Here is an 18,113-nt window from a genome sequence, read left to right as displayed (position 1 = left end):
GGCTTTCCTCACAAGGCATCACCCTAGGAACTCGTCCAGAGTGCGCCTCCCACCCCTCCCCTTGCCCGAGGTCATCTTGCCCTTCCTGACATAGGCCTCTGTCCCCTTGAGGGTGGACCAGGAGTACCTTATAACAGGGGGTCTATGCCCCGACTCTATAACCCTTAAGACCCACGACACCGTCCTGGGGTCGCTCGGGTAGCCCGAGCCCTCGACGCCGTACATCTTCCTCAGGACGCTAATCCTAACGTCCCTGGTGCGCTTAGCTATAATACTGGCCGCCGCGACCTCTAGGTACTTCTCGTCGGCCTTCTCCTCCAGTATCACCGGGGCGTGGTAGCCCAGCCTTCTCACCCTCAACTCTAAACCGTGGCTGCTCCCGAACTTATCGATAACAATGCGCTCAACAGGCCTCCCCTGAAGACGCCTCTTCAGGATGCCCAGGCCAGTAACCACCGCGTCCCCGGTCAGCTCGTTCAGGTTACGCTCGTCAATCTCACGCGGCCTCACGGGGACGACGACAAACTTACCTATCCTAGCTAGCTCCCAGTAAAGCCTCTCCCTCTCCCTGGGAGTGAGCTTCTTGCTATCATTAACGCCCAGCCGCTCGAGGAGCCCAAGCTTCTCCTTCTCGACCGCGAACGCTGCAACCATCATCTCCCCAACAAGGCTACCCCTACCCGCTTCATCAACCCCGATCACATAAGCGCCCCCTCCGCTCCCGCCAGCCATAGCCCATAACCCTTGCCAGGGCAACGCTAGGGTTGAGGCTACAAGCTTGAAATCTAACCGTGAAGCGGGAAGAACATCCCTGCCCCCCTCAATGTAGACGAGACACCCTGGAGCGGCGGCAGATCCTAGCCGCGACGCAGCACCACACAGCAGGGCCTCCCGTTGCCCAACACGCGTGAAAACCAAGTCTCCAAGGGTATTGAGGCGGCGCGGCAGGTGAATGTCTGCCGCATCACCAGCTCTGCGGCCCCCCGGGCCGGGGGCAATTCCGCCAGCGTTCGCACCAGTATTTATTTAATACTCCGCGCCCAAAACTACTGCTAGACAGAAGCAGAAAGGGGTAGGGGGGTTATTTAAGTCGCTGTGGAAGTGGAGGCAGCCTAAGTATCGTAAGCTGCTAGCGAAGCTTGGGTCTAGGGTGAATGAGATCTCAGAGTCGATCATAGAGTACGACTACTTGGATCTATTCTTGGAGATCAGCCCTGACGTCGAGGAGCTGCTAAGGGCCCGGCTGAATTCTGCGAAGAACTATAGTGAGGTCTATTCTTTGCTGGGCGAAGTCAAGGGGGTGTTGGAGAAGCTCCTCCCCGTCGCTACCCCGTTGGCGATTATTGAATCCGTTGAACGCGCTTTGAGGCATGCCGAGTCCCGCGGTCTAAGCCTCGAGGAGGCCGGGGATCTCGCTCTGCAGGTCATTGCGCAGACAGGCACCTACATGAACACTGCGATCAGTAACATCGCCCAAGTCTTAACCCGGGAGATTAAGCAGGATGCCTCGATTCTAAGCTTGGGGTACTCACGCTTCCTGAGGGACGTTCTCGCCTCGCAAAAGGGCAGGGTGTCCTCGGTTCACACCACGTTCGGCAGGCCCGTTTTGAGCGGTAGGAGGATGGCTGTGGAGCTTCTGGCGAGGGGCATTAAATCCTACTCATGGCCCGACGTGCACCAAGCCTCGGTGATGAAGAGAGTCGACTACGTCGTCATGTCAACGCCCGGCGTTGGAGTAGACGGTGTTCTCGCCTTGGATCCCGAGTGTTATTCAGCCATAGCGCTAGCTAAGCTCATGAATAAGCCCGTCTACCTAGTCCTTACGGGCCTCGCAGTGGTCGACGCGGATGTGGACCGCAACGCGGACAAGAGGATTGAGGTCGACCTTGTAGATAGGCAGGTTGAGGTAACCCTCTCTCTAGCCCCATTCTCCTACGCGTCAATCGCCGACGTGGACTTGATTATAACGGAGTTCGGCGAGATCGCAAAGGGCACCAGGAAGGATCTCGAGGAGCTAGCGGCGAAGTCTAGGGAGGCGCTGGTCGGGCAGGCGCTTAGAGCTTTAGGAGGGTAGGCACCTAAACCAACCCCTCCAGGTGAGCTGCGTGGGGAGGCTCTTCGGGACTGACGGTGTAAGAGGCGTTATCGGCGAGACTTTGACGCCGGAGCTCGCCTTAAGGCTTGGAAGAGCTATCGGGGCATACTTCGGCCCCGGGAGCCGCGTGCTGGTAGGCAGGGATGTAAGGGCTGGCGGCGAGGCCATCCTAGGCGCCGTGGCGGCCGGCCTCATGTTTGAGGGGGTTAAGGTCTACAAGGCCGGCCTGCTCCCAACGCCGACGCTGCAGTACTCAGTGCGCCGCAACGGGTTCGACGGGGGAGTCATGGTGACCGCCAGCCACAACCCTCCAGAGTATAATGGGGTCAAAGTGATAGCCGCCGACGGCGTTGAGATACCGCGTGAGGACGAGCGCGTGATAGAGGAGTACTACTTTAAAGGCGTGGGGGGTAGGCCCGCCTCCTGGAGGGCTCTGGTCGATGATCCGAAGCTGCACACCACTGCTATAGAGGACCACGTTAACGGGATAATAGAGCAGGTTGACGCCGAGAAGATTAGGAGGAAGGGGTTCAAGGTTGTGGTGGACTGTGCTAACAGCGTTGGAAGCCTTGAAACCCCCCTGCTCCTGAGGAGGCTCGGCGTCAAAGCCATCACCCTCAACTGCAACTTGGACCCGGAGTTCCCCGGGAGGCTCCCGGAGCCGACGGTGGAGACCCTGCAGCTGGCGGCTAAGCTTGTAGTCGCCTCGGGCGCCGACTTCGGGGTAGGCCACGATGGAGACGCTGACCGTGCAATCATGATCACCGATAGGGGTGAGGTGCTGTGGGGCGACAGGAGTGGGACCCTCCTCACGGCGTTCGCCGCCGAGGCTTGGCCCGAGCTCCCTAGGAGGACGTACACAGGCGTCTCCAGCAGCATACTAGTCGAGGAGTACCTCAAGCCCCGCGGGATCGAGGTTGTGTGGACGCCGGTTGGCAGCGTAGTCATCTCGAGGACCATCCTCCGCGAGGGCGGGGCGATCTCCGGGTTCGAGGAGAACGGTGGCTACATGCACACCCCGCTCCAGACCGTTAGAGACGGCCCCATGAAGACAGCGCTCATGCTCTACATGCTAGCCGAGCAGGGGGAGAGCCTCTCACAGGCAGCCTCCCGGCTTCCAAGGTACTACCCCATCAAGACCAAGCTGAGGGCGTCGAGGGAGGAGGCGGAGTGCGCGGTGAACGCTGTGAAGCGCTTCTACTCCGGCCTGCGCAGGGTGGAGATTGACGGAGTCAAAGTGTTCGGGGAAGACTTCTGGCTACTCGTGAGGCCAAGCGGGACGGAGCCTGTCGTCAGGATAATGCTGGAGGCGAGGAGCCCCGAAAGGGCTTCAGAGGTGCTAGAGGAGGTGAAGAGAATCCTTAAGGCTGAGTGCGGCATCGAGGGCTAGCGCCCCGGGAGGAGAGTGGGGGCGGCATGAGGTACTATTTCGTCGAGCTCCTAGTGTGCCCCCTCTGCAAGAGCCCCATGAAGCTTTACCCGCTGAAGGTCGTTGAAAGCCCGGTAAACGTTGACGTGGAGCGCGTCAGGTGCAAGAGGTACTGCGCCCTCCACGGCAAGAGCGCTAGCGAGGTGCCGCTAAGCGAGTGCAGGAGATGCGTGAACCTAGACGTCGTCGAAGCCGTGTTCGTCTGCCCGAACTGCGGCAGGTGGTACCCCGTCATAGACGGCATACCCCGGCTGCTCGACGATAAGGTTAGGAGGGCTAGGCTCAAGGAGGACCTGGAGTTCATCAAGTCGAGGCTGGACAAGCTCCCAAAGGAGGCCAGGGAGCTCATGAAGATCCCGCCCATCGAAGAGGCGGCTGATGAAGGCTGAATCAACTAAATATTTAGGTTCTTAGCCGCCGAAGGGTGAAACCAAACGGGGAGGGGTGTATAAAAGCTTGATGCCGAAAAGCAGGGAGATGCGTGAGTTCCTCGACAACCTTGAAAGATGGGTGAAGATGCAGGAGGCTGTCCTGGACACTTTCAGGACCTACAAGGATCAGATAGACAAGAGCGACAGGCTGGAGATGGTTATAGCAATCAGGATCGCATTCAACCACATGATAAGGACTTTGAAGGCTTTCGACCAGTGGCTACAGGACCCGTTCATCGTGAGCCACATACCCAGGGAGAAGCTCCTCGAGGTCTGGAATGCAACATTCAAAATGCTGGAGATGCTCCTCGAGCTGGACATAAACCACACCAGCGACGTCAGGGACATAATCGAGGAAGCCTATCATGAAGGAAAGCTCAACCCCATAACAAGCCAGCTAAAGGAGATACTGGGGTTCAGCGAGAGAAGGAGCGATTCATCTTCAACGCTGAGCATCTAGCTCTATCTGCGTTAGCCAGCCGCCGAGGCTCCTTTTAAAAGCCTGTTTCCCGGATCCCGCTTTTAACGCGCCGCGGTGAGGAGCGAACCCGCGATCGAGCCCTCTCACCCCCCAGGAGGGGGCGGTGAGCGCTTTAGACCGCTGCCGAGCGGTAGCTTTGGGTAGGTAGAGGTGTCACGAGCTGAGCTACAAGCTGGCTGCCAGGAAAATCATGGGTAGCAGGAGGGCCCTCAGGTCGCTCTACCTAGTCTCACTCGTGTCGACCCTGCTCGCAGTGGTAGGGTTCCTGGTCTACGTCGCTGTCTTCCCGTCCCACGTGGTCCTCGTCGAAGCCTTCATTTGGCTCGTGGAGGGGATCTCCTTCTTCTCGCTGGCGATAGCCTTCCACATAGCGTCGTCTAGGGCCACAATGTACAGGGCTAGGTTCGAAATTTTCAGGATAGAGGTGCTGTCAACACTATTCCTCTCCATTATAGCCGCCTCGATAGTAATCCTCGTGGTCGCCGAGAGCCTTCACGGCGGTAAAGGCAGCACCCCTATTATCCTATCACTCTACCCCCTCGCCAGCGCCCTTGCCTCCTACCTGCTGGAGCGCTTCCTCCACAAGAGCATGCACTACTACGAGGTCCGCCTGGTGAGCGTTAGAACGGTTGCGAGCAAGCTATCCCTGGACATCGTCTTCGAGCTCGCGGGCGGGCTATCCATTATAGCCAGCAACGTCTTCCACAACGCAGCCATAGAGACTGCGGTCGTCCTGCTTGTGGGAGTCTACACGCTCTACGGCCTCTCATCGATATTCCTTGAATCCATCTACTACCTCATAGGCGTGGGCCCTAAGGGTGAGGTTGAGAGGATCAAGGATAAAATGCGCCAGCTACTGGAGGGCGACCCCGACTTCAAGCCCCGGAGCTTCAGGGTTGAAATGTACGGCACGTTTGGCGAGGCGGAGGTTTGGATTGAGGCCCCTCCACACATAACCCTCGCGGAGGCCAGCTTTCGATCCACCGAGATCGCCCGCAAGCTGGTATCCTCGATCCCCGAGCTGCTCAGAGCCCTGGTCATCATGGTTCCCAGGAACAAGGCCTCCACCAGGAGCTTGAGGAGGGCCGGCAAGGCGAAGCGTGTCAGGGGCAGGAAGCCCAGGCACTACAACAGGGCCGCGAAGGCCGCGGCGGGGAGGGGCAAAACCGGCGGGAGGGAAGCAGGGGGCCAGCGGCCCGAAGGGTAGCCCGCGCCCCCCTACTCGTAGAGGCTGCCTTAGACAGGCCACGCCTCCATCCTGTAAGCCATATCCCAGAACATCCACTCGAACCTGCTCGATGTGAGGAATATGTCCTTGAGCCTGACGTACTTAGCCCCAGTGTAGAGGCTATCAACCACCTCTATCAAATCCTCCACTAGCTTCTCGTACTCGCTGCTCAAGTAAGCCTTAGCCCATTCAACGTAAACCTCGTTATTATTCCTAGCCAGCTTCTCCTCGTGAACCCTAGCTATCTCCAGATAGCTCCAAAAACACGGGAGCACCGCCACGAAGCCCTCGAGGGCGTCTCCCAGCGAAGCCGTGGAGATCAGGTAGCTCATGTATCCAACGTTCGTGGGGGCCGGTTTAGCGTTGACCACCTCGTCCAGCGTGAGCCCTATCCTGGCTAGCAACCTCTTGTAGTTCTCAAGCTCCACCGTGGCGTCAGCGCGAGCTATCTCGAGGGCCTTAGATGCTACCTCTAGATCAGCCTTGGAGGCGATGATGGAGAAAACCCTGACCATCGCTAGTAGGTAGTTGTAGTCCTGGATAACGTAGTACTTGAATCTCTCGAAGTCGAGGCTTCCCGTATAGAGTTCAACCACGAAGGGGTGCTCGATTATCCTCCTCCAAATAGGATCTGCCTCTCGCCGCAGGGACTCGCTGAGCCTCACTCCGCCCCGGCACCCCCGGCGGCCCGGCCGTTCACCCAGCACGAGCAGGCCGAGCCTGGAGCGACTTATCCCCGCAGCCGGCGAAGGCGTAATAGGGGTTCAGGGGGTTTTGGCGAGTAATCATTAAACGAGGCCCACGCGTGCAGATGCCTGCGGCACTGAGGGGCAGCCGGGGATGAAGGGTAGAAGCTTGCGCGACCAGGTCCTCTCCGCGCTGCTCGACGAGGGCTTTGAGGTGGCGAGCGCGCCCATTCCTCCTAACGCGCCGGTTGAGTGGAGCCTGCTCGTGGAGGTTAAGGTGCCGCTCCAGGTTAAGATTAACATTCAAAAGCCGAAGGGTGTTGAGGGCAAGTTAATCGCCACGATGGCTTTGAAGTTCTCGCCCTTCCACCTTAACGCCCTCTCCTCGCTCCCACCCCAGCGGAGGCGGGAGGTGGTCGCCTCCATAGTGCTGGGGCTTCTAACGATGTGCCCGGACTGCATAGTCATACCCCAGCCGCCTGACTTGGAGAAGACTGAAGCCCTGGTGGCGAGCAGGGAGATCAGGCTTAAGGAGGGGGAGCTGGACGGTCAAGACCTCGCTAGGACCGTCAGGGTGCTCTCCAACGCCTTCCAGTACACCGTGGTGTACCTAACCTCCCTCTTCGGCCAGCCCGGCCCCGGGAAGGGCCAGACTACAATAATATAACAACACCCGCAGCACGAGGGCCTACCGCGCGTCCTCCCCCGCTGGGATCCCGGGGCTGAAAGAGGGGGGCCGGGGGTGGCTGGGTACAGGGTGGTCTGGCTTGGAACCCCCTTCGTGGCCCGCCTCTCGGGGGGCTTCTGGGTGGCCGGCTGCCTGAAGACGAGGGATCCCGGGGCCCCCTCGTGGCTGGAGGAGTTGATCCGCCGCTGGGCCGACTCGGGCGCCCCGCCGGCTCCTCCGGGCTTGGTCGAGCAGGGCCTGCTGGAGGCCTCGATCCACGGGGGCCTGGTGCTGCTGTACGAGTACAGGGGCAGGCTCGCCCCTATATCGAAGAGGCTTACGGGCAAGCCCCTGGGCCTGGCTTCCACGCCCGGCCGGGCCGGGGGGGCTAGGAGCGTTAGCGCCCTGGAGGGGTGGGCGCGGCTAACCCTCTACGATGACGTTGACTGGCTTGACGGTCTCGGCCTCGAATACCCCGAGGGCTACATGCTAGTTACGGGCTCAGGCCCGGGGCTCTGCTCCCCCTGCGCCTACGTGGAATCCGGGAGAGCGCGCTAGGCGTGACGGGCGCATGGGGTGCGGGGGGTTAAAGGCGCCGGCAACGATGCGGGTTAGCGGGATCCGGGCGTTATGGGCTCCTGGGAATCTCTTAGCTGGAGGTTCGTGCGCCCCGACGCCGTGACGATATGGAGCGACCCCGAGGTGAGGAGGAGGCTTTCGTGGTACCTCTCCGTCATGAACGAGAAGCGTCCACCCAAGTACATCATCGCCAAGCACGTCGATGCCCCGGGCTTCGACTCGCCGGAGGAGCTGGAGGAGGCTGATGAGCGGAGCCTCTGGAGGAGCCACGACACCGGGGCCGCCGAGTTCCGGAGGCTCTGGAGCGAGGTTAGGGAGGGCTCCGCTAGCCTGAAGCGGGCCGAGCGGCCCCGGGTGAGCCTGCTCCACGTCAAGGCCGAGCTTGCTAGGAGGCTTGCAAGCCCCTGCAGGCTCTGCGAGAGGAGGTGCATGATTGAGAGGCTCAAGGGCAAAATAGGAGCCTGCCGCGTAGACGGCAAGGCCTACGTGCACAGCGCGTTCCTGCACCTCGGCGAGGAGGCCCCCCTAGTCCCCAGTGGGACGATATTCTACGGCGGCTGCAACTTCACCTGCGTCTACTGCCAGAACTACGATGTAAGCCAGACCTCCCCCCGCTCAGGGATCCCCGTCGACGCTAGGATGCTGGCCAAGATACAGGAGGAGCTGGCGAGGCGTGGGGCCAGGAACATCAACCACGTCGGCGGGGATCCCACCCCGAGCATGCACGTCATAATCGAGAGCCTCCTCTACCTGGAGGAGAACATCCCCCAGCTCTGGAACAGCAACATGTACCTGACCACGGAGGCCATGAAAATACTCGTCGACGTTATAGACATCTGGCTCCCGGACTTCAAGTACGGGAACAATAGGTGCGCGCTGAGGCTCAGCGCGGTACCCAGGTACTTCGAGACCGTCACCAGGAACCTGAGGATCGCCGCTGAGAACGGCGACATGATAATTAGGCACCTAGTCCTGCCGAGTCACCTTGAGTGCTGCACTATCCCCGTCCTCGAGTGGATAGCCAGGAACCTGCCTAAAGACAAGGTGATAGTCAACGTGATGGACCAGTACAGGCCGGAGCACCTCGTCGCCAGGTACCCGCAGCGCTGGAGGGAGATAGCGAGGAGGCCGACTTGGGAGGAGCTGAAGGCTGCCCACGATAAGGCGAGGAAGCTCGGGCTCTTCACTAAGGTTTAAGGGCGCAGCGAGCCAAGCAGCTAACACGGCTCCGGGTTATAACTCTACGATCCTCAACCCCCGCCCTGGGGGTATGAAGGGTAATGCCAGCGAACCTGCCGGCCGAGGCGAAGAGCAAGCTTGCGAAGTACTCCGAGGCCAGGACTGTCGAGGAGAAGATTAGGGCCCTCGAGGAGTTCCTGAGCAGCGTGCCCAAGCACAAGGGCACCGAGAACCTTAGGGAGTGGGCCAGGCGAAGGCTGGCCGAGCTGAGGGAGGAGCTCGAGGCCAAGAGGCGGAAGAGGAGCGGCGGGGGGCCGAGGTTCTTCGTCGAGAAGTCGGGCGCTGCCCAGGTCGTGCTGGTGGGGCCGCCGAACTCCGGCAAGAGCAGCCTCTTAGCAGCTCTAACCAACGCCAAGCCCGAGGTTTCGCCCTACCCCTTCACCACGCAGAAGCCCACCCCCGGCATGCTGAAGTATGAAGACGTGGAGTTCCAGGTGATAGACACGCCCCCCGTGGTACTGGATAAGCCCGACAGCCCCGTCAACTCCAGGGTCCTAGGCCTAGCCAGGAACGCGGACGTGCTAGCGCTAGTCGTGGGCTTGGACGAGGAGAGGCCGGCTGCAACCCTGAACAGGCTAGCAAGCCTCCTAGCCGAGCGGGGTATACTGATAACCAAGTCCAGGGGGCTGGTTAGGATCCAGAAGACCCGCAGCTCCAACGGGGTCAAGGTCGTCGGCTCGGGGAGGCTCGTCGGATTCACCGAGGAGGACCTCGTAAGGCTCCTGGCAGAGTACCGAATTTACAACGCCATAGTCGAGATCGAGGGGCCAGTGACCCTGGACGACGTCGAAGCTGCCATCTTCACCAGCAGGGTCTACAAGCCAACCATCGTAGTCCTAACAAAGCTAGACGTGCCCGGAGCGCGCGAGAAAGCCGAGGCCATAAAGTCCAGGGCCCCGAGCGACGTGCCAGTCATACCGGTAAGCACGAAGACCGGGGAGGGGCTCCAGCTCATAGGGCCGGCGGTGTTCAAATCCTCCGGGATAATCAGAGTGTACACGAAGCAGCCGAACAAGAAGCCGGACCCGAGGCCGCTCATAGTCCCGAAGGGCACCACGGTGCTCGAGGCAGCCGAGCGCATCCACCCAAGACTCGCTAAGAACTTCAAGTATGCGAAAATATGGGGGCCCAGCGCCAAATACCCGGGTCAAAGGGTTGGAGGGAGCCACACCCTAGAGGACGGGGATATTATAGAGATACACGCCTAGAGGAGAGCAGCCCTTCCACGGAAGCCCCCTAGGCAAACCACGCGGCTCCCCCCGGGGGCAGTCTACTTAAGACCCTATAACCCCCCGATGGAAAGTTGCGGGCGAGGGGAGCGCCTGCTCTATAGTGGAGGGATGAAGAGGAATCCGGGATCAGAGGCGGCTGGGCTCGGAGCCCGCCGCCGTTGAAGTGGCTAGACTTCACGGACCCGCCCTTGAAACGGCACAAGCAAGCATCCTGTGTGTGTAGTTATGGTGTTTTCAACCTCCTTCATCCACTTTAACAGGGAACAGGGCTGGGCTGGCGGGTTCCTAGTCCTGCCAGCTAGGCTGGCGCGCGATGTTAACCTTCCCCCGCTTCCCTTGCTAGATGCAAGCGCTTTTCGAGGCGAAAAGATGTTTATGACGTAAGGCGATTTATCAGAGTAAATACTTTTACCAGGAAAGCGTTTAAAGGTTCCAGTGGAATAAATTCAAAATAAACGTCGGGGAAGGTGAGGGGGGGTATGGGCGTTATAGATGTTGTAGAGCAGTGGAGGCAGTACCCAGCGTTCCACGATAGGGTCCTATCGATAATTGGAATCGAAGTCCACTGGGCTGTACTCCAGTATGTCCTTGGCCTCAGCTTCCTGTCGTTCATAGCTTACCTTATATACATGAGGACTAACGATGAGAAGTGGAGGAAGCTGTCCTACACGCTATTCAAGGGCTTCGTCATAGTATTCGCGGTTGGAGCCGCCACGGGGACTGCGAGCGAGTTCGGCCTAGTGCTTCTATGGCCCAACGTGACGGAGGCCGCGGGCAGATACATCTACTTCCCGCTCTACGCTGAGGTCTTCGCTTTCATAATGGAAATAGTATTCATTTACCTCACCTACTATGCATGGAGGAAGTTCGGCAGGAGAGCCCTAGCGGTTCTCCTGCTCCTATCATTCGTGGGGCCCTGGTATAGCGCCGCCATGATTCTCAGCGTTAACAGCTACATGGTGGCGCCCACAGGGATAGTGCCGGCCTACGACGTAAAGACTGGCCACTGGCTCTACGACCAGGGTTACCCCAAGGTGACGGTCGTAGTCCCCAATGATATAGCCGGCGCGCTCAACGTGACCGCACTCCAGGCTGTCGGCGCTTCCATCGTTGGCCAGGCAGATAACGGTGTGATTGTGCAGCTGCCTTCTAGAGTGGTCCAGAGGCTGGTTTATGAGGCGTGGCGTGGCTACAAGGTTAAGGACAGCATCCTGGCGGCGGTCATCAGCACGACGTACCTGCAGGGATCCGGGAGCGGGTCTGAGCTGCTGAACGCGCCCGTCAAGGCTGTGCTCGACCAGGTTCTAGTGAATACCGTGATGTATGTAGGGCCGACAATGGTCACCTTTAAGAGCCCCGTGTACCTGGCAACGCTCTTCCACTCCATAGGAGCAGCTTTAACCGTCAGCATCTTCACGGTACTTGCAGCTTACACTATAAGGCTTGTGCAGACCAGGAACACGTCTGATGAAGAGTATAAGGAGTACGTGAAGGCCGCGTTCAAGTTCTCCGCAGTAGCAGCGCTGGTAATCATAGCGGTGCAGGGCTTCGTCTCCGGTCACGAGATGGGTAGGGCGATAGCTGAGTACAACCCTGAGAAGTTCGCGGCTATAGAGGCTACAACTAACAAGATCTTCAGAGTGACAAGCCTCCTCCCCGGCGGCGAGAAGCTGCCAGCACTCCTAGCCTACGGCGACCCCAACGCTCCGCTGCCGGACTATGACGCCATACCGGATGACTACTGTGCGTGCATACTGCACGAGCAGGAGGACATGGCTAGGATTGGCTCGTGCAAGCCGCCGCTGATAATACACTACATGTACTACACCAAGATAGGCCTAGGCATACTCCTAGGACTCTACGCTCTGGCGATAACCTACTACCTGTGGAGGCTGAGGGATCCCGAGAAGCTGCAGTCAACGTTCCTAGGGAAGTGGCTCCTTGGGATCCCGCAGGCTGTGGCGGTAATCTTCATCGTGCACCTAGTCAGCTTCCTGGGATGGGGCGTTAGGGAGATTGGGAGGAAGCCCTGGACCATCTACGGCGTCATGACCACCGACGTTGCCCACACAGCTAACCCGGCCAGCCCCGGCGCTGTAGCCCTCGTAGCAGCGTTCTTCCTAGCCATGCTAGGCGCGCTGGCCTACAGCGTCTACAGGTTCCTCTGGGTCCCCGGCCTCCCTAGGGAGGGTGAAGCCTAAGACCAAGGAGTGGGGGGTTAAGCCAGGGGGAGCAACCATGATGTGGACGGTCTTCTGGCTTGCCCTGAACTTCTCCCTCCACATAGCAATGGTTAACCTCGGCATTTTCCTGGGGCTCTACGTACCCTACCTAAAGTGGAAGGCCGACACTAGCAACGACAAGAGCCTCGACAGTGTAGCACGCAAGCTTATGAGGTTCTACGCTGCAACCTACGGGTTGGCCGGAGTCTTCGCCACCGCCTTCACTGTTTTCCTGCTAAGCTTCTACCCCGACTTCCTCGGCCTGGCAGGCAATATAACCCTCATACCGTTCGGGCTAGCGATACTCTTCATAGTGCTACACTTCTTCGCCATAGCAGCCTTCTACTACGGCTGGGACCGGTGGAGCCGGCAGGCACACCACACGATCGGGTTGCTCCTAGCCATTTCATCCCTGCTGATACCCTTCGGCTTCAGGGCGGTGTTCGCATTCCTAAACATCCCCACAGGCCTGCACTTAGCCGCTGACGGCAGGCTTTACCTCAAAGTCACTGAGGCCCTGGGCAACCCAACGTTCTGGCCCCTCTACCTTAAATCGATAGACGGAGCCATAGCCGCCGGGTCCCTGGCAGTCATAGGAGGCCTCGCCTACTCCTACGTCAGGAACCCCGATGAAGCCTATAGGAGCGCGGTGAGGAGGGTCGTCAGGGAGTTAAGCGTCATCGCGGCCGTAAGCCTTGTCATAATGTTCTTCCTGGGAGCATGGTACGCGATGAGCCTAATAAACGCTGCACCCTACAAGTTCAACAACATATTCGCCTCTTTCGGCTGGAAGCTTAGCAGTGCCAGCCCGGGCAGTGAGGCGTACGACGTCAGCTGGGTGTTCGCGCTGAAGATGATATTCTTCGCGGCGCAGTTCTTCATACTACTATGGGCATTCCCCTCCCTGAGGGCCGGCATCATAGAGGAGTCAAAGGCTCCACTTCTGCTGGCAGGGGGGATCCTGGCGCTTCTAACCGTAGTGCTAGGCGAGCTGATTAACGCCTTCAGCCAGTACCCCTACTTCATCGCCTGCCTAGGGTCTCCGGAGGTGTGCAGCGACCTACTCTCCAAGATCCCGCCGGACCGCCTGACTATCCTCGCCGACGTGCTAAACCTTAAAACGTACAACACCCTAGCCACCATCAGCAGCGTGAAGGCCTTAACCACAGTACTCCTAGCACTACTCTACGCTTCGGCGGCATACTTCTTCTACGCGGTCTTCATCAAGAAAGAGTAAAGTCAGTACTCCACAAAGGCGCCTCTCCACATTTCCCCTCTTTCCGCGCCGCTTTCCACTCTTTCCCTCCTCTTACACGACGTAGAGCGCCATTCCGAATCCAAGGATTAACTTAATGTCGAGCGGGCAAGTCGACGCTGAATGGAAGCTTTTATGCCCTCAATTAGAGGGTTTCCCTATTCTAACTGCGGGGTATGACCGGTCTCAACGGCCCCCGAGGCCTTGGGAGGGCCTGTGAGGCGGCGGCCGCAGCCTGGGAGCCCCGCGGCCCTTGAGGGGATCCTGTCATGCGAAGACTTGCCTTGATAGCTAGGGCTATCCGGGGCGGCAGGAATGCTTTCTCCGTGATAGCCGGGGCCCTGGAGCGTGAGGGGCTCCTCGGGGGGCGTGTGAGGCTCTACTTCACCGAGGAGGATCCCCGCCCCCTGGCCCGTGGGCTCCGCGGGAAGGGCTACGACGTCGTGGTTATGTATAGCGTCTCGAGCCCCTTGTTCCTTGAGCTGGCCGGCGAGATAGAGGAGGTGGCCTCTGAATTCAAGGTGGTGGCTGGGGGGCCCCACGCTGCGGGGGCGTACTGGCAGCTCCTCCGCCTGGGCGTCTACGCGGTAGTCGCTGGCGATGGCGAGCCCGCGATTGTGGGGCTTGTGGATCACCTGCTCGGGGGGAGGGACCTGGACAGGGTCCCTAACATTGCATTCGTGGAGGGCGACAGGTTCGCCGTGGCGGGGTTTGAATACGCCGACCTCGACAGCTACCCTCCCCATAGTAGGGCTGCCTCGATATACCCCCCGATAGAGATTATGAGGGGCTGCAGCTACAGGTGCCTCTTCTGCCAGGTCCCATGGCTCTTCAAGGGCCGCGTCCGCTTCCGCAGCCCCAGCGTTGTACTTGAAGCTGTGAAGGACTACGTTAGCAGCGGCAGGAGGAGGATCAGGTTCGTGGCACCCATCGGCTTCGCGTACATGAGCCGCGAGCCGGGGAAGCCTAACGTAGCCGCCATCGAGGAGCTCCTCTCCGGAGTTAGGAGGCTCGGCGGCGAGCCCTACCTAGGCAGCTTCCCGAGCGAGACCCGGCCGGAGTACGTGACCGACGAGGTACTCTCAGTGGTAGCCAGGCTCGCCGCGAATAGGAGGGTATCAGTGGGGCTCCAGAGTGGAAGCGATAGGCTACTGAGGCTAGTACAGCGGGACCACGACGTTGAATCAGTCTACGAAGCCGTGGAGCTAATCAAGAAGCACGGGCTGACCCCAGTCGTCGACATAATCTTCGGGCTCCCGGGCGAGACCGATGAAGACGTCGAGTTAACCGTTAAGGCCATGATGAAGCTCGCCGAGGACGGGGCGACGCTCAGGCTCCACAGCTTCATGCCACTACCCGGCAGCCCCCTCGCCAGGGCCAAGCCTAGGCCCATACACCCACTCTACAGGCGCGCCACGTTAAAGCTGCTGGGGAAGGGCGTAGTCGAGGGCGACTGGGAGGCCCAGGAGACCCTAGCGTTTGACATCTACTGCCTCACCGCTGCAGACCCCGCCCCCACGCCCAAACCCGCGCCGATCCCCTCAGCCGCCAGCGTCTGCCGCGAGAGATGGAAGGCGTGGAAGAGGAAGCCGGGCCTGGGATCCCTACTCTCAGGCCTCGAGGAACTCGAAGAATGAGCAAGGGCAGGGTCAGCCACACTAGGGCTCTTCACTCCCCTCGTGGAGTCCGCGTTGCTTCCCCTCATCACCCGGCCAACCCAACGCGCCAGCCAGCCGCTTAAGCCTAAACAGCAGCGCAGCTACCCACCTCTTCGCGTTTAAAGTTGTTAGATGCTATAACGGATTCTACATCGAAACTGTATTAGAAAAACTTTAAGTGTTTCGAAACACCTTCTACGGGGGCGAGCCCAGGGAGGTTAATGGGAGCAGCGCTCCAAGACCTCCCTGGGCTCGCCAATACTTTCCATTGAAGGTAAGCCAATGAAGCCCTGGGGAGGGAAGGATCGGCCGTGGTATTCGTGGTATCTCCTACTTCCACTACCACTGGCCAATATGGAATGGAAAAGGCCGGGGCATGATAGCCGTGGCCGATGAACTTGACGTCTTAAGAATAGTGAAGGAAGACGTATTGGAAGCGTTGGGCAGGAAAAATGGAAGAACCCCACTGGATTCTATGGAGTTGGAGGTCGCCGCGCCCCAGCATGTTATAGCCAAGGCCATTAGGGAGCTTGAAGAGGAAGGCTTGATAAAGGTTTCCACGGAGGAGGGATCCGGTAGGAAGTACATACAGTTAACGGAGAAAGGGCGAGCCAAGGCCGATGCCATCGTTAAAAAGCATTCTATTCTAGAAAAGTATTTTAAGGAGAGGAGGGAGGGCGAGGAAGCAGTTAAAATAACCAATATTCTAGAGCATTACATCCCCACAGAAGCCGCCTACACTATCAGGAAACTATCAGCGCTCAAAAAGAAGGGCGTCCCCTTAACGGAGTTCAAAAACAGGGAATGCTTAATTGCGGACATTAACCTTGACGGTAGACTGTTTGAGAGGCTAATCAGCATGGGGCTATACCCAGGGGAAAAGCTGAGGATTGTCAAGAGGCTTCCAAACACCATCATTGTCGAGGTGAAGGGCAAGAAGCTTGCTCTAGACAAGAACATAGCCGAGAGAATCGAGGTGGTGGAGTATGAGGACTCTTAAAATAGCCCTGGTCGGCCAACCAAACGTTGGGAAGTCGTCGCTGATTAACGCATTGGTTGGCCCGAGAGTCATAGTCTCCAACTATCCCGGGACTACGGTTGAGATAACTATGGCTGAAAAAACGGTTGGCGACACAAAGATAGTCTTCGTGGACACCCCGGGGATATACTCTATATCCGATAACAGCGAGGAGGAAAAGGTTACTGAGAGGGTTTTATTCGAGGAAGGAGTGGATGGGGTGGTTGTGGTTGCCGATGCAAGCTTTCTCGAAAGGAGCCTTTACACTGCTCTGCAGATATTAGAGGCGGAGATACCCGTCATTATAGCGTTAAATTTTGTGGAGGAAGCCGAAAAGAAGGGAATAAGAGTTAATTATAAGAAATTAGAAGAGATTCTTAACGTCCCAGTTATTCCAATCAATCCTATAACTAAAAAGGGCATCAATAAACTAGTAGACGCGGTATTGAAAATTAAGGATAGGCAGAAGCCTAAATTTAAAATTAAGTATGACGATCACATAGAGAAGGCGATACACAGGATAGCTGAGCATGCTACTGGGAGGCTGCCCAAGAGGTTTATTGCCGTAAGGTGCTTGGAGGGAGACGAGGACTTCTGCAAGTATCTAAATGATAAAAAGGTTATTGAACAGGTCAGGAAGGAGTTGGAGAAGTATCATCCGGAGGTCGCAAAAGATATAGCTATAACCAGGTATGGGCTTGCTTCACTTATAGCGGGAAAAGTTATCGAACTAATCCCAATAGAGAGGTCGGCGAGGAAGGCGGGAAGGCTTGAAGAGAGGGTTGATAGGATCCTTCTGCATGAGAGCCTGGGCCCCGTCATCACAGGCCTATTCTTCCTCGCTATCTTCGGGACTCTCCTCTACCTCGGCAACTTTATTCAAGGGGTTTTCACGGATTTAACCGATAGATTCTTATCCCGCCTAACTGTGGAGGAGAACACTGTCGCTTCTGTTGTGCTGGATAGCACTCTAAGCGGGCTTGCGGCGGGCATAGCCGTCGCCCTGCCTTACGTGTTCCTGTTCTACCTGCTGTTGGGGCTACTGGAGGACGTAGGGCTCCTGCCAAGGTTTATCGTGAACGTGGAAAGGTTTTTGAGGAAGCTGGGCCTGCCCGGTAAGGCGTTTATCCCCCTAGCGTTGGGGCTAGGTTGCTCTGTACCCGCAACTAGAGCCACTAGGGTCTTGTCGTCCAAGAAGGAGCAGCTCTACACCGCCTCCCTCCTCGCATTCGTGCCGTGCTCCTCGAGGACGGCTATAATCATGGGAATAGCCGGGTTTTATGGAGGCGTGAAGCTAGCGTTTCTCGCCTACATGACTCTACTCGCTGCCGGCTTAATCTGGGCGTTCGCCCTTAAAAGAATACTCCACGTGGAAGCCAAGCCTCTGCTCCTGGAGTTGCCCCCCTATAGGAGGCCCTTGATTAGAAACGTTCTTGCTAAAAGCTGGATTAGGATGAAGGATTTCGTGTACATAGTCATACCTCTACTGATACTTGGAGGAATGATCTACGGCATCCTAGACGCGATTGGCGCCACCACCACTGTCCTAAAGCCCCTTTCGCCGGTCGCCGCCTGGCTAGGGCTGCCAGCGGTGACCCTCATTTCCCTGGTTTTCGGCTTCTTGCAGAAGGATTTAACGATAGGAATGCTAGTATCGGCCCTCGGCAGTGACCTGTCTTCAGCGTTAACCCCACTCCAACTCTACACGTTTAGCGTTGCGGCTATCACTGGGGTTCCATGCATGAATGCCATGGGGATGCTCATCAAGGAATTCGGGTTCAAAAAGGGAGTAACTCTAACGGTGACGACGATAGCTTACGGCTTGCTGCTCGCAGGGCTTATATGGAGAATAGCCTCCCACATACTATCGGGGTAGCGTCAGCAAAGTAATGC

Annotated in this window: 16 protein-coding genes; 14 read left to right on the top strand and 2 right to left on the bottom strand. The window is 58.2% G+C overall.

The window, feature by feature from the left end; translation table 11 throughout:
* Positions 1-18: 18 nt before the first annotated feature.
* The gene (rnhB, locus tag ACYQ3J_RS05325; protein WP_460125586.1) at positions 19-732 is read right to left on the bottom strand and encodes a ribonuclease HII; all 714 of its coding nucleotides are present in this window, start codon (positions 730-732) and stop codon (positions 19-21) included.
* A gap of 418 nt (positions 733-1,150) precedes the next feature.
* On the opposite strand from rnhB, the gene ACYQ3J_RS05320 reads away from it, so the two are divergent.
* From ACYQ3J_RS05320 to ACYQ3J_RS05300, 5 genes are all read left to right on the top strand, one after another.
* Positions 1,151-2,074, top strand: coding sequence for an IF-2B domain-containing protein (locus ACYQ3J_RS05320; protein WP_460125584.1), 924 nt, complete (start codon positions 1,151-1,153; stop codon positions 2,072-2,074).
* A gap of 22 nt (positions 2,075-2,096) precedes the next feature.
* Positions 2,097-3,485: a phosphoglucosamine mutase gene (gene glmM, locus ACYQ3J_RS05315; protein WP_460125582.1), complete on the top strand. Its 1,389-nt coding sequence runs from the start codon at positions 2,097-2,099 to the stop codon at positions 3,483-3,485.
* A 26-nt stretch (positions 3,486-3,511) separates the two neighbouring features.
* Complete coding sequence (locus tag ACYQ3J_RS05310) at positions 3,512-3,913, top strand: Trm112 family protein (protein WP_460125580.1); 402 nt, start codon at positions 3,512-3,514, stop codon at positions 3,911-3,913.
* Between the two features lie 70 nt (positions 3,914-3,983).
* Positions 3,984-4,415, top strand: a complete 432-nt coding sequence (locus tag ACYQ3J_RS05305; protein WP_460125578.1) for a DUF2153 family protein — start codon at positions 3,984-3,986, stop codon at positions 4,413-4,415.
* Between the two features lie 211 nt (positions 4,416-4,626).
* Positions 4,627-5,643 carry a cation efflux transmembrane domain-containing protein gene (locus ACYQ3J_RS05300; RefSeq protein ID WP_460125576.1) on the top strand — a complete coding sequence of 339 codons (1,017 nt, stop codon included), beginning with the start codon at positions 4,627-4,629 and terminating at the stop codon, positions 5,641-5,643.
* Positions 5,644-5,672: 29 nt separating this feature from the next.
* On the opposite strand, the gene tenA is transcribed toward ACYQ3J_RS05300, so the two are convergent.
* Positions 5,673-6,329 (bottom strand): thiaminase II, encoded by a 657-nt coding sequence (gene tenA / locus ACYQ3J_RS05295; protein WP_460125574.1) that lies wholly within the window; start codon positions 6,327-6,329, stop codon positions 5,673-5,675.
* A gap of 175 nt (positions 6,330-6,504) precedes the next feature.
* Here tenA and ACYQ3J_RS05290 point away from each other — a divergent pair, with 175 nt between their 5' ends.
* The 9 genes from ACYQ3J_RS05290 (at position 6,505) to feoB (ending at position 18,096) form a co-directional block, all read left to right on the top strand.
* A complete protein-coding gene (locus ACYQ3J_RS05290) occupies positions 6,505-7,017 on the top strand; it encodes a DUF2299 domain-containing protein (protein WP_460125572.1) in 513 nt (170 codons plus the stop codon).
* A 75-nt stretch (positions 7,018-7,092) separates the two neighbouring features.
* Positions 7,093-7,575 carry a hypothetical protein gene (locus tag ACYQ3J_RS05285; protein WP_460125570.1) on the top strand — a complete coding sequence of 161 codons (483 nt, stop codon included), beginning with the start codon at positions 7,093-7,095 and terminating at the stop codon, positions 7,573-7,575.
* Positions 7,576-7,680: 105 nt separating this feature from the next.
* Entirely contained in the window at positions 7,681-8,793 is a 1,113-nt protein-coding gene (locus tag ACYQ3J_RS05280) for a radical SAM protein (protein ID WP_460125568.1), read from the top strand.
* Between the two features lie 83 nt (positions 8,794-8,876).
* Positions 8,877-10,043: an OBG GTPase family GTP-binding protein gene (locus ACYQ3J_RS05275; RefSeq protein WP_460125566.1), complete on the top strand. Its 1,167-nt coding sequence runs from the start codon at positions 8,877-8,879 to the stop codon at positions 10,041-10,043.
* 491 nt (positions 10,044-10,534) lie between these two features.
* Positions 10,535-12,268, top strand: coding sequence for a cytochrome ubiquinol oxidase subunit I (locus ACYQ3J_RS05270; RefSeq protein ID WP_460125564.1), 1,734 nt, complete (start codon positions 10,535-10,537; stop codon positions 12,266-12,268).
* A 37-nt stretch (positions 12,269-12,305) separates the two neighbouring features.
* Entirely contained in the window at positions 12,306-13,526 is a 1,221-nt protein-coding gene (locus tag ACYQ3J_RS05265) for a cytochrome ubiquinol oxidase subunit I (protein ID WP_460125562.1), read from the top strand.
* A gap of 287 nt (positions 13,527-13,813) precedes the next feature.
* The gene (locus ACYQ3J_RS05260) at positions 13,814-15,181 is read left to right on the top strand and encodes a TIGR04013 family B12-binding domain/radical SAM domain-containing protein (protein ID WP_460125560.1); all 1,368 of its coding nucleotides are present in this window, start codon (positions 13,814-13,816) and stop codon (positions 15,179-15,181) included.
* 397 nt (positions 15,182-15,578) lie between these two features.
* Positions 15,579-16,202 (top strand): FeoA domain-containing protein, encoded by a 624-nt coding sequence (locus tag ACYQ3J_RS05255; protein WP_460125558.1) that lies wholly within the window; start codon positions 15,579-15,581, stop codon positions 16,200-16,202.
* Complete coding sequence (gene feoB, locus ACYQ3J_RS05250) at positions 16,189-18,096, top strand: ferrous iron transport protein B (RefSeq protein ID WP_460125556.1); 1,908 nt, start codon at positions 16,189-16,191, stop codon at positions 18,094-18,096. The genes ACYQ3J_RS05255 and feoB overlap by 14 nt, the downstream gene beginning before the upstream one ends.
* The last annotated feature ends 17 nt before the right edge of the window (positions 18,097-18,113 follow it).

This window comes from Stetteria hydrogenophila (genome assembly GCF_054657575.1).
This window is presented reverse-complemented; position numbering and strand designations above follow the sequence as displayed.

What these genes read in the sequence shown, in the direction of transcription:
- rnhB (WP_460125586.1), bottom strand. Translation starts at nt 732, where the DNA reads ATGGCTGGCGGGAGCGGAGGGGGCGCTTATGTGATCGGGGTTGATGAA.
- ACYQ3J_RS05310 (WP_460125580.1), top strand. Translation starts at nt 3,512, where the DNA reads ATGAGGTACTATTTCGTCGAGCTCCTAGTGTGCCCCCTCTGCAAGAGC.
- ACYQ3J_RS05305 (WP_460125578.1), top strand. Translation starts at nt 3,984, where the DNA reads ATGCCGAAAAGCAGGGAGATGCGTGAGTTCCTCGACAACCTTGAAAGA.
- ACYQ3J_RS05300 (WP_460125576.1), top strand. Translation starts at nt 4,627, where the DNA reads ATGGGTAGCAGGAGGGCCCTCAGGTCGCTCTACCTAGTCTCACTCGTG.
- ACYQ3J_RS05290 (WP_460125572.1), top strand. Translation starts at nt 6,505, where the DNA reads ATGAAGGGTAGAAGCTTGCGCGACCAGGTCCTCTCCGCGCTGCTCGAC.
- ACYQ3J_RS05275 (WP_460125566.1), top strand. Translation starts at nt 8,877, where the DNA reads ATGCCAGCGAACCTGCCGGCCGAGGCGAAGAGCAAGCTTGCGAAGTAC.
- ACYQ3J_RS05265 (WP_460125562.1), top strand. Translation starts at nt 12,306, where the DNA reads ATGATGTGGACGGTCTTCTGGCTTGCCCTGAACTTCTCCCTCCACATA.
- ACYQ3J_RS05260 (WP_460125560.1), top strand. Translation starts at nt 13,814, where the DNA reads ATGCGAAGACTTGCCTTGATAGCTAGGGCTATCCGGGGCGGCAGGAAT.
- ACYQ3J_RS05255 (WP_460125558.1), top strand. Translation starts at nt 15,579, where the DNA reads ATGATAGCCGTGGCCGATGAACTTGACGTCTTAAGAATAGTGAAGGAA.
- feoB (WP_460125556.1), top strand. Translation starts at nt 16,189, where the DNA reads ATGAGGACTCTTAAAATAGCCCTGGTCGGCCAACCAAACGTTGGGAAG.